16 protein-coding genes and 1 pseudogene are annotated in these 17,296 nt (G+C 60.0%); 11 read left to right on the plus strand and 6 right to left on the minus strand.

What is annotated here, in order from left to right:
- The first annotated feature begins 44 nt into the window (after window positions 1-44).
- From HFO99_RS22815 to HFO99_RS22825, 3 genes are all read left to right on the plus strand, one after another.
- Entirely contained in the window at window positions 45-1,034 is a 990-nt protein-coding gene (locus tag HFO99_RS22815; protein WP_222363794.1) for a substrate-binding domain-containing protein, read from the plus strand.
- Between the two features lie 544 nt (window positions 1,035-1,578).
- Window positions 1,579-2,145 (plus strand): sugar transferase, encoded by a 567-nt coding sequence (locus HFO99_RS22820; RefSeq protein WP_222335560.1) that lies wholly within the window; start codon window positions 1,579-1,581, stop codon window positions 2,143-2,145.
- A gap of 121 nt (window positions 2,146-2,266) precedes the next feature.
- Window positions 2,267-4,261: a polysaccharide biosynthesis protein gene (locus HFO99_RS22825; protein ID WP_222363796.1), complete on the plus strand. Its 1,995-nt coding sequence runs from the start codon at window positions 2,267-2,269 to the stop codon at window positions 4,259-4,261.
- 142 nt (window positions 4,262-4,403) lie between these two features.
- Here the strand turns inward: HFO99_RS22825 and HFO99_RS22830 are convergent, their stop codons facing one another.
- The 3 genes from HFO99_RS22830 to HFO99_RS22840 all read right to left on the minus strand — a co-directional run bounded on the left by HFO99_RS22830 (window position 4,404) and on the right by HFO99_RS22840 (window position 6,770).
- The gene (locus HFO99_RS22830) at window positions 4,404-5,702 is read right to left on the minus strand and encodes an O-antigen ligase family protein (RefSeq protein ID WP_222363798.1); all 1,299 of its coding nucleotides are present in this window, start codon (window positions 5,700-5,702) and stop codon (window positions 4,404-4,406) included.
- A gap of 366 nt (window positions 5,703-6,068) precedes the next feature.
- A complete protein-coding gene (locus HFO99_RS22835) occupies window positions 6,069-6,320 on the minus strand; it encodes a hypothetical protein (protein ID WP_222304509.1) in 252 nt (83 codons plus the stop codon).
- Window positions 6,321-6,365: 45 nt separating this feature from the next.
- Window positions 6,366-6,770 (minus strand): DUF2934 domain-containing protein, encoded by a 405-nt coding sequence (locus tag HFO99_RS22840; protein ID WP_222363799.1) that lies wholly within the window; start codon window positions 6,768-6,770, stop codon window positions 6,366-6,368.
- A gap of 293 nt (window positions 6,771-7,063) precedes the next feature.
- Between HFO99_RS22840 and HFO99_RS22845 the strand changes: the two genes are divergently transcribed.
- Complete coding sequence (locus tag HFO99_RS22845) at window positions 7,064-7,786, plus strand: GntR family transcriptional regulator (protein WP_222363800.1); 723 nt, start codon at window positions 7,064-7,066, stop codon at window positions 7,784-7,786.
- Between the two features lie 42 nt (window positions 7,787-7,828).
- A complete protein-coding gene (uxuA, locus tag HFO99_RS22850; protein ID WP_222363801.1) occupies window positions 7,829-9,016 on the plus strand; it encodes a mannonate dehydratase in 1,188 nt (395 codons plus the stop codon).
- A 67-nt stretch (window positions 9,017-9,083) separates the two neighbouring features.
- Here the strand turns inward: uxuA and HFO99_RS22855 are convergent, their stop codons facing one another.
- Window positions 9,084-9,731, minus strand: a complete 648-nt coding sequence (locus tag HFO99_RS22855) for a TetR/AcrR family transcriptional regulator (protein WP_222363802.1) — start codon at window positions 9,729-9,731, stop codon at window positions 9,084-9,086.
- Between the two features lie 135 nt (window positions 9,732-9,866).
- Here HFO99_RS22855 and HFO99_RS22860 point away from each other — a divergent pair, with 135 nt between their 5' ends.
- Window positions 9,867-11,048 (plus strand): HlyD family secretion protein, encoded by a 1,182-nt coding sequence (locus HFO99_RS22860; RefSeq protein ID WP_222363803.1) that lies wholly within the window; start codon window positions 9,867-9,869, stop codon window positions 11,046-11,048.
- 23 nt (window positions 11,049-11,071) lie between these two features.
- Complete coding sequence (locus HFO99_RS22865; RefSeq protein ID WP_222363804.1) at window positions 11,072-12,661, plus strand: DHA2 family efflux MFS transporter permease subunit; 1,590 nt, start codon at window positions 11,072-11,074, stop codon at window positions 12,659-12,661.
- A 41-nt stretch (window positions 12,662-12,702) separates the two neighbouring features.
- On the opposite strand, the gene HFO99_RS22870 is transcribed toward HFO99_RS22865, so the two are convergent.
- Both HFO99_RS22870 and HFO99_RS22875 read right to left on the minus strand, forming a co-directional pair.
- Window positions 12,703-13,572: an aldose 1-epimerase family protein gene (locus HFO99_RS22870; protein ID WP_222363805.1), complete on the minus strand. Its 870-nt coding sequence runs from the start codon at window positions 13,570-13,572 to the stop codon at window positions 12,703-12,705.
- A gap of 106 nt (window positions 13,573-13,678) precedes the next feature.
- The gene (locus HFO99_RS22875) at window positions 13,679-14,008 is read right to left on the minus strand and encodes a DUF6665 family protein (protein WP_222363806.1); all 330 of its coding nucleotides are present in this window, start codon (window positions 14,006-14,008) and stop codon (window positions 13,679-13,681) included.
- A 204-nt stretch (window positions 14,009-14,212) separates the two neighbouring features.
- Here HFO99_RS22875 and HFO99_RS22880 point away from each other — a divergent pair, with 204 nt between their 5' ends.
- The 4 genes and pseudogenes from HFO99_RS22880 to HFO99_RS22895 all read left to right on the plus strand — a co-directional run bounded on the left by HFO99_RS22880 (window position 14,213) and on the right by HFO99_RS22895 (window position 17,287).
- Window positions 14,213-15,835, plus strand: coding sequence for an ABC-F family ATP-binding cassette domain-containing protein (locus HFO99_RS22880; RefSeq protein ID WP_222363807.1), 1,623 nt, complete (start codon window positions 14,213-14,215; stop codon window positions 15,833-15,835).
- Between the two features lie 101 nt (window positions 15,836-15,936).
- Window positions 15,937-16,329: a VOC family protein gene (locus HFO99_RS22885; RefSeq protein WP_222252563.1), complete on the plus strand. Its 393-nt coding sequence runs from the start codon at window positions 15,937-15,939 to the stop codon at window positions 16,327-16,329.
- Window positions 16,330-16,433: 104 nt separating this feature from the next.
- A pseudogene (locus HFO99_RS22890) lies at window positions 16,434-17,023 on the plus strand (hypothetical protein).
- Between the two features lie 99 nt (window positions 17,024-17,122).
- The gene (locus HFO99_RS22895) at window positions 17,123-17,287 is read left to right on the plus strand and encodes a DUF1328 domain-containing protein (protein WP_064496048.1); all 165 of its coding nucleotides are present in this window, start codon (window positions 17,123-17,125) and stop codon (window positions 17,285-17,287) included.
- The last annotated feature ends 9 nt before the right edge of the window (window positions 17,288-17,296 follow it).

Raw genomic sequence — 17,296 nt, forward strand, 5'->3', positions numbered from 1 at the left:
ATCACCCGGAGGGTGGATCCGGGATCAATGTGGAGGAGAAAGTAATGACACAGAATGCACTTCGACTGTCGCATGCCGGGCGCATGGCACTCCTGGCCGGCTCGTGCCTTGCTATTGCCAGCGTGGCTCACGCTGCCGATCCGCTCGTGAAGGCTTGCGCCAAGGATGGCGAGTTCGTCATCGGCTTCTCGCAGGCCAACAATGCGGAGCCCTACCGCCAGCACGTCAACGATGAACTAGAGGCAGCCGCCAAGGTAGTCCCGCAGTTCACGCTGCAGATCGCTGACGGCGCGGGCAACGTCAATACTCAGACATCGCAGGTCGACAATTTCATCACCCAAAAGGTTGACCTTCTGTTGATCTCGCCGTTCGAGGCGGCTCCGCTTACGCCCGCCGTCAAGCGGGCAATGGACGCGGGTATCCCGGTCGTCGAACTTGACCGCAAGACGAACGGTGAGGCTGGCAAGGACTACACAGCCTTCATCGGAGGAGATAACTACAAAATCGCGTTGGCCGCCGGCGAATATACGAGCAAGACGCTTCTACCTGACGGCGGCGAGGCGGCTGTGCTGCAGGGGTTGCCGAGTTCCACACCGGCCGTCGAACGGCTGAATGGCTTCAAGGATGGCGTGAAATCCAATTCCAAGATCCAGATCGTGGCAGAACAAGCGGCAGACTGGTTGCCGGATAAAGCGCAGACCGCGTTCGCCGCAATGCTGCAGGCTCATCCCGATATCAAGATGGTCTATGCCAGCAACGACATGATGGCGGCGGGTGCGCTACTTGCTGCGAAAGGTGCAGGCAAGAGCGTGAAGATCATCGGCACTGATGGCTTGCCAGGTCCGGCAGGCGGAATCGAGGCAGTCGCAAAGGGCGACTGGTCCGCGACCTTCACATATCCGACAGGAGCCAAGGAGGCGGTCGATATGGCTAAGTCGATATTGCTGGACTGCGCATCGTCGGTGCCAGCAACAGTAACGGTCGATACCACCGCCATTACGCCCGATAACGCGAAGCAGATGATGGGTAAGTAAAGCTTCAGACTCAACCCGGCCGGACGCGTCCGTCCAGCCGGGTTGAATCATATCGATTGGCTGGCGTGCTCGACCTCTTTCGTCGAGCGCATTCCTAAATAGCAGGAGACTCGCTCCAAGGCGCTTTCGTGCTCGCGGCTGTAACCGTTCAAAGGGTTATTGACCTCTTCTGTTACAATTCCGGCGGCCTCAGACGCAAATCTGGCATTGATAGTCCGAGTTTTCCCAACCTCTTTCGCGTAGCCGATAGCCGCATCGCGGCAATCTCTATCGTGCCCTGCGCGAGGCCAAGCGGCTGCTCGGCGCATCACCGACCCGAGCGCTGGCCATCTTGAAATGACTTGCTGCGCTTTTATTCCACGGGAGAGCTCTCCGAGGAAACGGGCTTGTGGTGTTCCCTTCCAATGCATAGGTCGATAATCGACCAAGCCGGCACATGATAAAACGCCATGCCCTACAGTTGACGCGAAACGCTTTTTGACGATACGGCAAACGACAGCGGCGCATGCGTATGGTCGATCGATGGGCGGAAGAACTTCGGAATATGGATTTGAAACGGGTGGTGGATTTTTGCTTGGCTTTGATTGCGTCGGTGATCCTGCTTGTGCCAATCCTTATCGTCGCTCTTTGTGTTCGCCTTACCTCGCCGGGACCGATCCTATATTGGTCAAAACGTGTCGGCCGTTTCAATCAGATCTTCCTGATGCCGAAATTTCGCAGCATGCGCGTAGACACGCCAACGGTTGCCTCGCATCTGCTCGAAAACCCGGATCGGTTTCTGACACCCATCGGCTCGTTTCTGCGCAAATCGAGCCTCGACGAACTGCCGCAGCTCTGGTGCATTCTCGAGGGGAAGATGAGTTTCGTCGGCCCACGGCCGGCACTCTACAATCAATACGACCTTATAGAATTGCGGACGGTCCATGGCGTCGACAAGCTCCTGCCGGGATTGACGGGATGGGCGCAGATCAACGGACGTGACGAATTGCCGATTCCTGAGAAGGTAAAATTCGATATCGAATATCTCGAACGTCGCTCGTTCGGCCTCGACATAAGCATTCTGTTTATGACCGCCGAGAAGGTCATTCGCCGTAAGGGAATAAGGCATTAACTTACCTACTTCTGATAGATAAGCAGTGCGGAAGACCTTGGCTTCCGATTATTTCAGTTGCGCTCGTTACAGAAAATGACAAGAAGGTGGTGTCGATCGATCTGCGAAACGCTGGTAAACAATGCCTGGAAATACCCCCACTGAGACACCGCGCTCGGGATGGTTCTTGATGCCGATGCAAGCGCTCGTCGCCCCTCTGCTGGCGATGCCGCGGGTTGCCAAACGTGCTCTGGCTTTGCTGGTGGATTCCAGCTTTTGTGTTCTGACGATTTGGCTGGCCTATTGTTTCCGCCTGAACGAATGGACGGTGCTGACCGGCGTCCAGTGGTTGCCGGTCTTCGTTTCGCTCTGTATGGCACTTCCCATCTTCATCGTCATGGGCATGTACCGGGCGATCTTCCGTTATGCCAATATGGCTGCTTTCATTACTGTTCTAAAGGCGATTGCGATCTACGGCGTCGCCTTCATGACGATCTTTACCGCCCTCAGCGTCCCCGGTGTTCCGAGAACCGTCGGCATTCTCCAGCCCTTCCTGCTGTTGATTGCCATCGGCCTGTCGCGGTTGGGTATCCGTTATTGGCTCGGGGATGCCTACCAGCGCATCCTTCACAAGAATATGCTCGCCAAGGTGCTGATCTATGGGGCAGGGACGGCCGGGCGGCAACTGGCCGGTGCCTTGATCAACAGTGCCGAACTCAATGTCGTCGGCTATCTGGATGATGACCCGCGTCTCAAGGGGGGCGTCATGGGTGGTTTGCCGATCTACGACCCCTCGGATCTTCCAGTGCTCGCGGGAGCCCTTGGCGTGCACAATGTGCTTCTTGCTCTTCCATCTGCATCGCGGCAGCGTCGCAATGAAATCCTGGAACATATCCGTAAAGCCAGGGTCAATGTTCGCACGTTGCCGGATCTCACGGCCCTGGCTCAGGGACGCATCGCCGTCTCCGACATCCGTGAGCTGGAGATCGAAGATCTGCTGGGGAGGGAAGCGGTCGCGCCGCGGCAGGAGTTGCTCGACACGGCGATGCGCAACAAGGTGGTGATGGTCACCGGTGCCGGTGGCTCGATCGGCGGCGAATTATGCCGCCAGATTCTGCGCAACGAGCCTTCCAGCCTGATCCTCCTCGATCAGAACGAGTTTGCGCTTTATAATATCCATGCCGAACTGCGAAAGCTGGCCGAACTGTACAGACATGAAAATCTGCAGATCGTCCCAATCCTCTGTTCCGTCCGCGACCAGGATCGCATGGAACATATCATGCAGAGCTGGCGACCTCAGACGCTCTATCATGCCGCCGCTTACAAGCATGTGCCCCTTGTCGAACACAATGCCGTGGAAGGCATCAAGAACAATGTCATGGGTACGCTGATCACGGCACGCGCAGCGAATAAATGCGGCGTTTCAAATTTCGTGCTGATCAGCACTGACAAGGCCGTGCGGCCGACTAATGTGATGGGCGCCAGCAAGAGGCTGGCGGAGATGGTTCTGCAGGCGCTCGCAGCAGAATCGGCGACCGACAGAATGCGAACGAACTTTTCCATGGTCCGCTTCGGAAACGTCCTCGGCTCCTCCGGATCGGTCGTGCCGCTTTTCCGGCAGCAGATCAAGGACGGCGGCCCCGTTACGCTGACACATCCTGATATAACCCGCTATTTCATGACCATTTCGGAAGCCTCGCAGCTCGTCATCCAAGCTGGCGCCATGGCCGACGGTGGCGATGTTTTCCTGCTCGACATGGGGGAGCCCGTTCGCATCGCAGATCTTGCCCGCAAGATGGTCGAGCTTTCCGGATTGACCGTCCGCGACGAGAACAATTCCGAGGGGGATATCGAGCTCTCCGTTACCGGTCTTAGGCCCGGCGAGAAGCTCTACGAAGAACTGTTGATCGGGGATAATCCTGAAATAACCGAACATCCTAGGATTATGAAGGCGCGCGAGGATTTCTTGTCCTGGCCGGAGCTGTCGAAAAGGCTGAACTCGCTCAACGCGGCATTGGACCGGAACGACATGACCGCTGCACGCGCGACGTTGGCGGAGCTTGTTTCCGGCTATTCGTCAACGGGTGAGGTCTCGGATCTGGCTTTCACCGGCGCCGAAGCCAATACGGCAGCCTGAGATATCATAGCAAATTCCTTAAATCGGAATCGATCTTAGGATAAAAAATCATGCAGCAATTCAAAGTGCTGCAGCATCTTTGCGCGTCTTAAAAGACACGCGGCGTTGTCGAAGTCTGCAGGGGCTCGAGGAGTGCCAAGCATCAGCTCCGGACGACGGGAGCAAAGCCAGTGCTGCCTCTATCTGCACAAATGAGGGCAACGAGATAGGCGAAGATCGGATCCAAAGCCTTCTGATTGAACATAATGCCAAAGCTGCCCGTTATGACGTAGCTGCTGAACAGCAGAAGAGCGAGCGCAATAGCTAAATCCCGGCCCGGTCCCGCTTCCTTTCTCCAGGCGCCTATCACAGGTGTCAGCAGCATCAGCGAAAGCGCCGCAATGCCGAAAACGCCGGCATCGATTCCCGCGGTCAGGAAACCGTTATGGACATGTGAGTAGGGCAGTTGCGGCCGTATGTTTTCGGGCAGCTCAGCCAAAACCGAAGCCATCCGGTTCTGCGGGCCATAACCCGTCAACGGGTCCTTGCTGATCGCCGATAGCGCGCCTTTGTACAAGGCGAACCGCGCACCGATCGATGTGATCTCGCCGTCACTGCGTTCGAGCGATGTCAGATTTTCCTGAAGCGCCTGGATACGATGGAGGACCTGGCCGCTGCCCAGGGTGATAAGTCCCGCCAACAGCAAGGAGCTGGTAATAGCAAGGCTGCGCAAACTCAGATGGAAGCTGTGTTTGCGAAAATACCAGAGAAAGATGACGACATGGACGGGAATGACCAGCCAGGCCGAGCGCGTTCCCGAAAGCAGAACACAGCCTAGCCCGGCGGCATATCCCAATATCGCAATTCTTTGCTCCACGCTTCTGGGAGATTGAACGTTGAGAAGCGCAATGCCGCCGAAAAGAACGCCTATGACGCCCAGGAGTGCAGCGTTCGAAGTCCCGGCCTCTGCCCTTTCCATCAGAAACATGATCTGCAGGAGACTGAAAAGAAAGGTGACAATCATACCGATGCCTGCGCCGAGGATAAACAGCGGCACGAGACGGCCATCGGGAGATTGGCGCATCCGCGGCAATATCAGCCAGACCGAAAAGAAAGGCAGAAGCCGGAATATCCAGTCCAATTCTTCGGAGTAAGGCGGGTTGATGAAGATGCTCGCGATCATCACCAGCGGGTAGATCGACATGCCAATGGCAACCAGCCGGTCGGATCTCGACAGGTTCAAGACGAGGCTGCCCGTGGCCAGACAGTAGGCGCCCCATACCATCGACACGAGGAGGATGAAGGAGTTAAAGTTCGGCGAAAGCCCTGGAAGGATTGCAAAGAGAAAGACCGCAATGCGGTTGTTTCGGTCGAGGGCGCTCCCGGCCTCATTCCCGGGATAAAGCACCGCCATCTTGAGTTGTCTGAAATAATTCACTTTGCCGGTCCTGACCGTGGTCATACTGCCTCGCTAAGGATCGTGACCGCGGCTGTCAAGCGGTGATGATGATACAATCTATGGCTTTATTCGACGTGGTATTCCAGCAACAGGCGTCCGGACAGACGTGGTTCTCGTCGATGATGAGCGGCAAGTGGAAAAGACGGTAAGACTGGCTTCAACGGAAAACACTCTTAAAGTGCGGGCTTGATTTGAAGATTTGCTCGTCCAGCGGCCGACGAAAGCGTATCGCGGGAGAGAAGACAGCAACATTCGGATCGTCAGAGCCATAGCGCCGCATGTCTTTTCGAACGAGCAAAGGACGATGTAGCACCTTGAATTATGCGGTAATCGAAGAACCAACGCAGTTTTTCATCGAAGCGGCCGCCGTCATCGCCAATATGGGCGGGTCGAACCTTCCGCCGATGATCGACCAAGGAGATAACCGAGCCCGAATGCCATGATGCCGGTGATAAGCAGCAATGCGCTTGCGGTATGTGGGTGCTCTCTTGCGCCGGAGACGACCGCATAAGCCTCACGCTTCACCTCTTTGGCGGCCGACTTCGCGACCTTGGTCAATCCCTCCGGCTGCTCAGCGGGTGTGCCGGTGAATCCGGCGTTCAAATTCTGTTTGTCGACCATGTCGGGAACCTTCTGCAAGAGGTCTGAGATTGGCACGCGGAAAGTTCAATCCTGCTCGCGCGTGCCGGGGGAGGCTTCGCGTTGATCGGCGTCCTCGAGATCCGATTTGACGAGGAATGCATCGGTATGTTCGCGCGAGGCCTCTCGCAGTGCTGCGAGGCTTGGAGGATTGTCGGCTTCACCCTGCTGTGCATCGAGTTCATGCTCGGCGAGAGTCCAGTGATGCCGTTGCTTGCCTTCTGGTCTCCCTTCTTTCTCCCACAGGGAGTATGCCCTTTTTCGGATCTCCTCCTCGCGGGCGGCTAGCGACAACTCGCCGCTGTGCCTATCGATTTCGTTTGCGGCTCGCCGAGCCATCTTCTGTCCGCGTGCGTCCGCGGCGGATGGAGCTTCCGGCCGGCTGCCGTCGCTCGCACCTTTGCTTGTCTTGCGTCGTGCCGAGTTTTTCATGAGGGTCTCCTTCAAATCTCAACCAACTCGGCCGACCTAAGTTCCAAACAAAGAATGCTCGGCGCAAAAGATCGGGCTTCTGATTTCGCGAGGTTCATGCCGTTCGCTCGCGCCTCTGCACAATAATGCCCGTTCCATGCTTTCGATTCCGACCGAGCCTGCTGGTCGAAATGCTCATTCGCGGAGTGCCGCCCCTTCAGCTGCAGTCATACCGCCGCAGATTACCGGGCGTCTTGGCAAGAGGATAAGACTGATATACTAGTATGCCACGAGTTTTAACGCACCGGTATGTCATGTGGCAGGCATTAGAAACCAAAGTTTCGGCAGTACCGACTTCCCAGGAGGTCGGGGGCAGGCTGCGCCGCATCACCACGGCCGGCGCCATCTACGATCGCCTGTATGCCGACATCGTGTCGCTGCGGATGCCGCCCGGCATGCTGCTGCAGGAAAAGCGGATCGCCGATGAATTCGGTGTCAGCCGCACGCCGGTGCGCGAGGCACTGCTTAGGCTTTCCGAGGGCGGACTGGTCGATATCTACCCGCAGTCGGGCACCGTCGTGTCGCGGGTGCCGGTCCAGGCGATCCCTGAGGCGGTCGTCGTGCGCAAGGCGCTCGAAGGTACGACCGTCGAGACTGCGGCTCTGACCGCCACCACCGACGATATCGCCCGTCTCGACGCCATCATTGCTCGCCAGCAGGCTCATGCAGCGACCGGCGATGCCTCGAGATTCCATGAGGAGGATGAGGCCTTCCACGAGGCGATCGCGCAGATATCAGGTTATCCCGGCATCTGGGCGATCCTGAAAACGGTCAAGGTGCAGATCGACCGGGCACGACGGCTGACGTTGCCGGTGCTCGGGCGCATGGACAACGTCGTGCACGAACATATCATTATCCGCGATGCGCTCGCCGCGCGCGACGCGGCGGCTGCACGCAGCGCGATGATCCATCACTTAAGCGCCGTCATTCCCGATGTCGACGAACTGCGCGCGCGTTACCCCGATTATTTCTGCTGACGGCAGGCCAACACGAAACGAAAGACTTAGGGAAGGAAGAAGATGCGACAGGGTTGGAGATGGTTCGGACCGGAAGCGCCGGTGACGCTGGATGACGTCCGCCAAACGGGCGCGACGAATATCGTCTCTTCGCTGCATCAGGTGCCGATCGGCAGGGCCTGGACGGAGAAAGAAGTGCGCGAGCGCCAGGCTCTGATCGAGACGACGCCTGGCGACCGCTCGCCGCTCACCTGGTCGGTCGTGGAAAGCATCCCGATCCCCGATGCCGTCAAGCGCAAGGGCGGGCAGGCGAAGGCCGAAATCGAGGCGTGGATCGCCAGTCTCGAAGCGGTCGCCGCCTGCGGCATTCCGATCGTCTGCTATAATTTTATGCCTGTCGTGGACTGGACCCGCACCGACCTCGATTACGTGACGCCGACGGGCGCAACCGCCATGCGCTTCGATCACGAACGCTTCGCAGCCTTCGATCTCTTCATTCTGGAGCGGCCGGATGCGGCGCAGCACTATTCACAGGAGGACCGCGAACGGGCGCGTGTCGTCTTCGAGGCGATGTCGGACGAGGAGATCGCCGACATCACCCGCATCATCACCTCGGCTCTGCCGGGGTCGACCACCGAACCGCTGACCATTCCGGCCTTCCGGGAAAAGCTGGTCGCCTACAGCGGCATCGATGCTGCAAGACTGCGCCGGCACCTGATCGAATTCCTGGAGGCGGTGACGCCGGCTGCCGAAGCGCGCGGCGTCAAGCTGACGCTGCATCCTGACGATCCGCCACGTTCACTGTTCGGTCTACCGCGCATCGCCTCAACGGCGGACGACTATGCCGCTCTCTTCGATGCGGTACCGTCGGCGGCGAACGGCATGTGTTATTGCACCGGCAGCCTCGGCGTGCGTGCCGAAAACGACCTGCCGGCGATCGCCCGACGTTTTGCTTCGCGCATCTACTTCGCCCATCTGCGCGCGACGACGCGCGAGGGCGACGGCCGGACGTTCCATGAAAGCGCGCATCTGGAAGGCGACGTCAACATGGTCGCCGTTCTCCGCGAACTGGTTGCGGAGGATCGCCGCCGCGGCGCGCAAGACACCATCGTCTTTCGCTCGGATCATGGCCACCGCATGCTCGACGATCTCGACAAGGTCGTCACACCAGGCTACCCGGCCATCGGCCGCATGCGCGGCCTCGCCGAACTGCGCGGCATCCTGCATGCGCTCGGGGCGCCGCCGAACTGAGGGCCTCCCCGGTTCGCGGCGTTCGCCCTTCAGCGGAAATCATCGCGCTCTGAAGCCCGAGCGGTGCTCAGAGCGCGCAACCTTTCAGGAAAAGATCGGCGCACATCTTCGCCCGAGCCGCAATCGTCTCGATCTTCGGCGGTGGCTCCTGGCGCAGCATCACGGCACGCTGCGGCTCCATGATCATCATGCCGCGCAGCATGCCGCAGGCCGCATGCGGATCATCAAGCGCAATCAGTCGGCGATCGATCTGCTTGTGCAGCCAGTTCTCCATCAATGTATTGGTCCTGACGACCGCCTTTTCATAGAAGGCGTTGGCGATCTCGGGGAATCGATCAGACTCGCTGATGACGAGCCGGGTCACCGTGATCGTATCGACCGAAAGCGTCAGCATGCCATAGGCCATCAGCATACGCTCCAACCCCTGCTTGAGATCGGCCACGGCGAGTGTGCCGGGGTCAAGCGCCATCAGAAAGCGCTCCGTGCGCTCCGTGATCATCTCTGAAAAGAGATCTGCTTTCGTCGGAAACAGGCGGTAGAGGGTCTTTGTGGAAACACCGGCCTCCTGCGCGATCGCAGCGATGCTTGCCGCGGCATAGCCATTCTCGTGGAACTGCCTGTTCGCCGCCTCAACGATCACGCTTCTCGTATCCTCGTCGCAGCGGACTTGCGGGCGTCCTCGCGGCTTCTTCTCGATTTCGTGATTTTGGACCATAACGATTTTCCAAATTCTCATTGACATCTATTTTCTAATGCATATTTTGGAAAATATCAAGTTTCCTAAACTGCATTTCACCGAATTCAGAGGCGGCAGCCCCAAGTGACGGCGACCGTCATCAGGAGAAAGAAAATGACCATCAAGACGCTGCATGCCCTGAACAACAATACCGCCGTCGAAAACACCGCCGAAGCCGCGCCGGCAAGCCTGGACGCAGGCCAGCCGCGCATCGCCGAAGTCGCCGTCCCCGTTGCCGAGGAAAAGCCCGCCCGCAAACGCGGCCGCCGCTTCCTGCTTTTCGGCGCTACCGCCCTCGTTCTGATCGCTGCCGGCGCCTATTACGGCCATGATTACTGGACGGTCGGCCGCTTCCACATCTCGACCGACGATGCCTATGTAAAAGCCGACAGCAGCACCATCGCCCCCAAAGTATCAGGCTATCTCGCCGAGGTCCTCGTCATGGACAACGAGACCGTCAAGGCCGGCCAGCCGCTCGCCCGCATCGACGACCGCGACTTCAAGGCAGCCCTCGATCAGGCCAACGCCGATGTCGCCGCTGCGGAAGCCACCGTCAACGCCAAGCAGGCTTCGCTCGATATCCAGCAGTCGACGATTGCCGCCGCCCGCGCGACCGTCGACGTCGACCGCGCCAACGAGACCTTTGCCGAGCAGAACAACAAGCGCTATTCGAACCTTGCCACTAGCGGTTATGCCCCGGTCCAGACGGCGCAGCAGGCCGCCTCGCAGATCGCTGCCGCCCAGGCCACCATTGTTCGCGACACCGCCTCGCTCGATGCCGCCCTCAAACAGGTCGATCTTCTCAACGCCGAGCTGGCCCAGGCAAAGGCAGCCCTTGCCCGCAGCCAGGCCGTCCAGCACCAGGCTGAGCTCAACCTTTCCTATGCGACGATCACCGCGCCCGTCGACGGCACCGTCGGCAACCGCACGCTGCGCGTCGGCCAATATGTCCAGGCCGGCACCCAGCTGATGTCGGTCGTGCCGACGACGGCTGCCTATGTCATCGCCAACTACAAGGAAACCCAGCTCACTGACGTCAAGGCTGGCCAGCCTGTCGATATCGAGGTCGATATGTTCCCGGGGCGAATCTATCATGGCCATGTCGACAGCCTCGCGCCGGCAAGCGGCCAGGAATTCGCTCTGCTGCCGCCCGATAACGCCACCGGCAACTTCACCAAGGTCGTCCAGCGCATTCCCGTCAGGATCGGGCTCGACGGCGATGCTGCCGCCAATGGCGACCTGCGTCCCGGCATGTCGGTCCAGCCTAGCATCGACACCAAGAACGACCCCAGCTAGGCCGGGAGACGGGAGTTCGTGTCATGTCCACCATCGCAGCAACAACCATCGCTGTCCCGCAGCCGAAAACTGGCGCCAGCACCAAAGACTGGATCGCCGTTCTCGCCGGCATGATCGGCGCCTTCATGGCGATCCTCAACATCCAGATCACCAATGCCTCGCTTCTCGACATCGAAGGCGGCATCGGAACGGGCGTCGACAACGGCGCCTGGATCTCGACCTCCTACCTGATCGGCGAGATCGTCGTCATTCCGCTGACGGCTTATTTCAGCAGCGTCTTCTCGTTCCGCCGCTATATCCTCGTCAATTCCGTGCTCTTCCCGCTGTTTTCGATTGGTTGTGCCTTCGCCCATGATCTCGGCACGATGATCGTGCTGCGCGGCCTGCAGGGTTTTGCCGGCGGCGTACTGATCCCCATGGCCTTCACCATGGTGCTGACCAAACTGCCGAAACACCAGCAGCCGCTCGGCCTTGCGGCCTTCGCGCTCTCGGTCACCTTCGCACCGGCGATCGGTCCGACCATCGGCGGTTATCTCACCGAAAATTACGGCTGGCAGACGATCTTCTTCATCAACGCCATCCCGAGCGCCATCATGGCGGTCGCCCTTGCCCTGACGCTCGACAAGCAGCCGATGCAGCTCGGCCTGCTGAGGGAAGGCGACTGGGCGGGGATCATCAGCATGGCGATCGGCCTCTCGGCGCTGCAGACCGTGCTCGAAGAAGGCAACAAGGAGGACTGGTTCTCCTCGCCCTTCATCGTCAAGCTCAGCATCCTCGCCTTCGTCTTCCTCGTCGCCTTCATCTGGATCGAGCTGACGGTGGAAAAGCCGCTGGTCAAGCTGCGCCTACTGAAGCAGCGCAACTTCGGCATCGGCGTTGCCGTCAACGTGCTGGTCGGCGTCGCCCTCTTCGGTACCGTCTATATCCTGCCGCAATATCTTGGCCAGGTGCAGCGCTACAATGCCGAGCAGATCGGCAATGTGCTGGCCTGGACGGGCCTGCCGCAGCTTCTTTTGATCCCGCTCGTGCCGATGATGATGAAGCGCTTCGATGCGCGTTACATCGGCTTCCTCGGCATCTCGATCTTTGCGATCAGTTGCTTCATGAACATCACGTTGTCGGCCGATACAGCGGGCGACCAGTTCTGGATTCCGAACATTGTCCGCGCCATCGGCCAAGCCCTGGTGCTGACGCCGATCACCGCCATCACCACTGCCGGCATCGCGCCTTCGGATGCGGCCGCCGCCTCGGGCCTGACCAACATGCTGCGCAATCTCGGCGGCGCCGTCGGCACGGCGACGCTCGGCACGGTGCTGACTAAACGTGAGCAGTTCCACTCGAACATCATTGGCCAGTCGGTGACGCTCGGCCGTGACGAAGTCCGCACCCGTCTCGACCAATTGACAGGCTACTTCCTGCAGCATGGTGTTTCCGATCATGCCGTCGCAGCCCAGAAAGCCGTCGTGGCGCTTGGTCAGCTCGTCAAACGCCAGGCCCTCATCCTGGGTTTTGCCGATACCTTCGCCGTCATCGGCGTGGTTCTTGCCATTGCAGCCGTCGCCCTGCTGCTCACCCAAAAACCGCGGGCCGGCGGGGGCGCCGGCGCTCACTGAGACATCGGCGCTCGCCTGCCGGCGAGCGCTTCTGTCTGGCCTTATTGCGGAATTTCGACCGTGAAGGCGAAGCTTGCCACAGCACCCGGCGCCAGGATCGTGGTCGACGGTCTCTTCGATAGTTCGCTGGAGCCCCCGGTTTCCGCGGCCGTTCCATGCCAGGGCTCGATGCAGAGGAACGGCGCACCCGGTTTGGTCCACAGGGCAAGATTGGGCAGGTTTTCGAAATGGAAGTGCATGGCCGGCCCGCCTTCGGCGCCATAAGTCAGGCCTTCGCCCGTACCACTCGGGAAAATCATCGCATCCTGCTCGAACATCGCGTGATCCAGCACCAGCCGGCCGGCATCGAACGGCGAGGGCAGGGGCGCGGGATTGATGAGGCCGCCTTCCAGCCGCACAAGACCCGGCTCGCCTTGATTGTCGAGCGTCACGATATGGTCGCGGCCGGAAGCATCGGGCAGCGGCCAGGCGAAGGCCGAATGGAAGCCGAGACCGAAGGGCATCGGCTTCGGGCCGCGATTGGTGACCTCCGCCGTGACAGTCAACGCGCGGCCCTCGACCGCATGCACCACGGCCAGCTGAAATTCGAACGGATAGACCGCCCGCGTCGCATCCGAGGCGGCCAGTTCGAACCGGCACATCGTCTCAGTGGAGGCCGCAAGGGCGAATTCGCTGCGGCGGGCAAAGCCATGCTGGGCCATAGGGTAGACCGTGCCGTCGATCGCGATCTTGTCATCAGGCGCCTTGCCGACGATCGGAAACAGGATCGGCGACCGCCCGGTCCAGAAGGCTGCGTCGCCGGTCCATAACCACGAGCGTCCGTCGCTTGACGTCAGCGCCTGCATCTCGGCGCCGAGAGAGGAGACGTCGACGGTGAGATCCTGATTCCCGATCCGGATGGAGATTGGCATCGCGTTTCCTTTCGCATTGGCTTCGGCACCAAGCCATACCTTTCCGAACCGGGGATTTCCACCGAATAGAGGAGCGGGACGGCAGCCACACCAGGCGCTGCCCTCGTCATTTCCTGATCGCGCCCAATCTCGCGACCACTTCGTTCGGGATGCCGTAGCGCTCGATGGCGTCGCGGTTGTTCCGCAAGCCGCAGATCTCACGCTGGATGAAGAACGCCCAGACGGCGTCGGAGGCTTCGTTGAGAAGCCTCTCGCGGTCTTCGCTGCTCTGGCGGTCGGCAGTCCAGGCCTTCAGGGCGGCAAGGGCTGCCTCCACCTTTAGCCCGTGACGTCCGAGCGAATCCGCGCGCGCCGACATCAACTCGTATTCGAGGACGTTGAAGCCGTTTCTATCCTGCTCGGATTGTCTGAAGGATTGCGGCAGACGAACGCTCATTGGCACAGGTCTCCGTTGGCGCGAGCCACAATATTAGCCAATCCGGCCCAAAATTAAAGAAGGTGAGCACGATGTCGTCGGAAAACCGCTCACAGGTTCAGCATCATGCTCCTGACATCGAGAGGGTGAGAAACAGGCCTATCCTGCCGTGTCGACGCGTGGCATAAGGGCGCCAAAATCTCTTTTCAGGCTCCCGCGCAAACCATGATCCGTATCGAAAATATCAGCAAGCAGCTCAGCCACCGCATCCTCTTCATCGAGGCGTCCGCAGCGCTTAACAGAGGCGAGAAGATCGGTCTCGTCGGCCCGAACGGCGCCGGCAAGACGACCGTCTTCCGGATGATCAACGGCGAGGAGCAGCCCGACGAGGGGCAGGTCTCCTGCGAGAAGGGCGTCACCATCGGCTATTTCAACCAGGATGTCGGCGGAATGGCTGGCCACAGCGCCGTCGCCGAGGTGATGAATGGCGCAGGTCCTGTCAGCATCGTTGCCGGGGAATTGCGCGAGCTCGAGGCGGCCATGGCCGATCCGGAACAGGCCGATAACATGGAGGAGATCATCGAGCGCTACGGCGAGGTGCAGGCGCGCTACGAGGAGCTGGATGGTTATGCGCTCGAGGGACGCGCCCGCGAAGTGCTCGCCGGCTTAAGCTTCAGCCAGGAGATGATGGACGGCGATGTCGGCGCGCTGTCGGGAGGCTGGAAGATGCGCGTGGCGCTCGCCCGCATTCTCCTCATGCGTCCCGACGTCATGCTGCTCGACGAGCCGAGCAACCATCTGGATCTGGAAAGCTTGATCTGGCTGGAAGAGTTCCTGAAGGGCTACGACGGCGCGCTGCTGATGACCTCGCACGACCGCGAGTTCATGAACCGCATCGTCACCAAGATCATCGAGATCGACGGCGGCACGCTGACGGCCTATTCCGGCGACTACGAATTCTACGAGCAGCAGCGGGCGCAGAATGAGAAGCAGCAGCAGGCCCAGTTCGAACGCCAGCAGGCAATGCTCGCCAAGGAAATCAAGTTCATCGAGCGCTTCAAGGCACGCGCCTCGCATGCCTCGCAGGTGCAGAGCCGCGTGAAGAAGCTGGAGAAGATCGATCGGGTGGAGCCGCCCAAGCGCCGTCAGATCGTTTCCTTCGAGTTCCAGCCGGCGCCGCGCTCCGGTGAGGACGTTGTCAACCTGAAGAACGTCCACAAGAAATATGGCAGCCGCAGTATCTATGAGGGTTTGGATTTTGTCGTGCGCCGCCGGGAGCGCTGGTGCATCATGGGCATCAACGGCGCCGGCAAGTCGACGCTGCTGAAGCTGGTGACCGGTTCCACCGCGCCGGACCAAGGCAGCGTTGCGCTCGGCGCCAGCGTCAAGATGGGCTATTTCGCCCAGCACGCCATGGATATTCTCGATGGCGAGCACACCGTCTTCCAATCGTTGGAACACCGGTTTCCCCAAGCAGGGCAGGGACCTTTGCGCGCGCTGGCCGGATGTTTCGGCTTCTCCGGCGACGATATCGAGAAACGGTGCCGGGTGCTGTCGGGTGGCGAGAAGGCGCGGCTGGTCATGGCGATCATGCTGTTCGATCCGCCGAACCTGCTCGTGCTCGACGAGCCGACGAACCATCTCGACCTCGACACCAAGGAAATGCTGATCACGGCGCTGTCGCAATATGAGGGCACCATGCTGTTCGTCTCGCACGATCGGCATTTCCTGGCCGCACTCTCCAACCGGGTACTGGAGCTGACGCCCGAGGGCATCCATCAATATGGCGGCGGCTATACCGAATATGTGGCGCGCACCGGCCACGAGGCGCCCGGCCTGCGAAGCTGACGATTATCTTTGTGCGGCATGTCGAAACCGTCAGCGTCGAAGCGACCAGTTGAGAGCCGGCCAGCGATATCGGTTGGCCGCTCGAAGCAACGGAGGAGAAAATGCCCATGCTGTTGGATCGGATCGAGGGCGTCACCCTGTTCGTCGATGAGATCGACGCGGCCAAAGCGTTCTACCAAAAGGTCTTTGCGCCAGAGGTCGTCTATCAGGACGCGGTATCGACGGTCCTGAAATTCTCGGGAACGATGATCAACCTGCTCGATGCAGCGCAGGCGCCTCAACTGGTCGAGCCGGTCGCAGTGTCAGCCCCCGGTTCGGGCGCGCGGGTCCTGCTGACGATCAAGGTCCATGACGTCGATTCGGTCTGTGCGGAGCTGCGCAAACTCGGGGTCACGCTGCTCAATGGTCCGATCGATCGTCCGTGGGGCCGCCGTACGGCGGCTTTTGCGGATCCGTCGGGCCATGTCTGGGAGGTCGCGCAGGAATTGCGCTAACTCCTCTCGTGCGCTCCGGCGCCACCTTCGAATTTTGCCGTCATCGGCCGTACGGGCAGGCGGCTTCTTCCACGCGAGGAACGGATTCGGCGGCTATTGCCACGATGATGACCAAATTCCGTGGTGTTCGGAGGCCTCTTCATACAATCGGGACGGGCGCATCGGCATGGACTGGATCAATCGTTATATCGATCAGCCGCTACTGCACGGCGCGGCGGGCTTGCTGCGGAGTTGGCATCTCCGCACGCGGCAACCGCCGGAGCTGCTGGAGCCGACATGGAATCTCGTCGTGCTCTCCTTTCTCCTGATCGCGAGCGGGCAAGTCATGGCCGGCGAGACTTTCACGCTCAGTGTTGCCGCGCTGGTCATGCTGGCGCTGCCGTCCGCGCGAAAGCTGCTTTCGGCTCTGATGGCAGGGCAAGGCGGTTACGGCGCCCGGGAGTACAAGTCGCTGAGAGCGCGCGCCATCGCCAAACGTGAGACGGAGTGGTCGGTGCGGATCATCGTCCTCTTCGCATCGGCCTGCCTTCCATTCATCGCCCGCATCGACGATCCGGTGGGAGCCTGTTTCATGCTGGGAGCCAGCATCTGGTTCGTCCTGACCGGGCCGCTCAAGGCCTATCTCGATGCGGCCGAACCTCCCGAGCCGAATGAAGGCGACCGGATGTACAGCGGCGTCTTTCACGTCGGCTGAATGGAGCTGATGCGACGCTGCATGTGCCGGCCGTCAGACGAACGGGAACCAAATGGGGCGGCCTCCGTTATCTCCGCAGCAACGTACAAGGAGATTGCGATGCTTTATTACGCTCTGGTGTTTCTCGTCGTGGCCTTGATTGCCGGCGTCCTCGGATTTGGCGGCATCGCAGGGGCTTCAGCTTCCATTGCCCAGGTTCTGTTCTTCATTTTCCTGGTGCTGTTCGTCGTATCGCTCGTCATGCAACTGATGCGAAGAGTATAACGCGAACAG

It is taken from the genome of Rhizobium leguminosarum, from assembly GCF_019798305.1.
Taxonomy (GTDB): domain Bacteria; phylum Pseudomonadota; class Alphaproteobacteria; order Rhizobiales; family Rhizobiaceae; genus Rhizobium; species Rhizobium leguminosarum_U.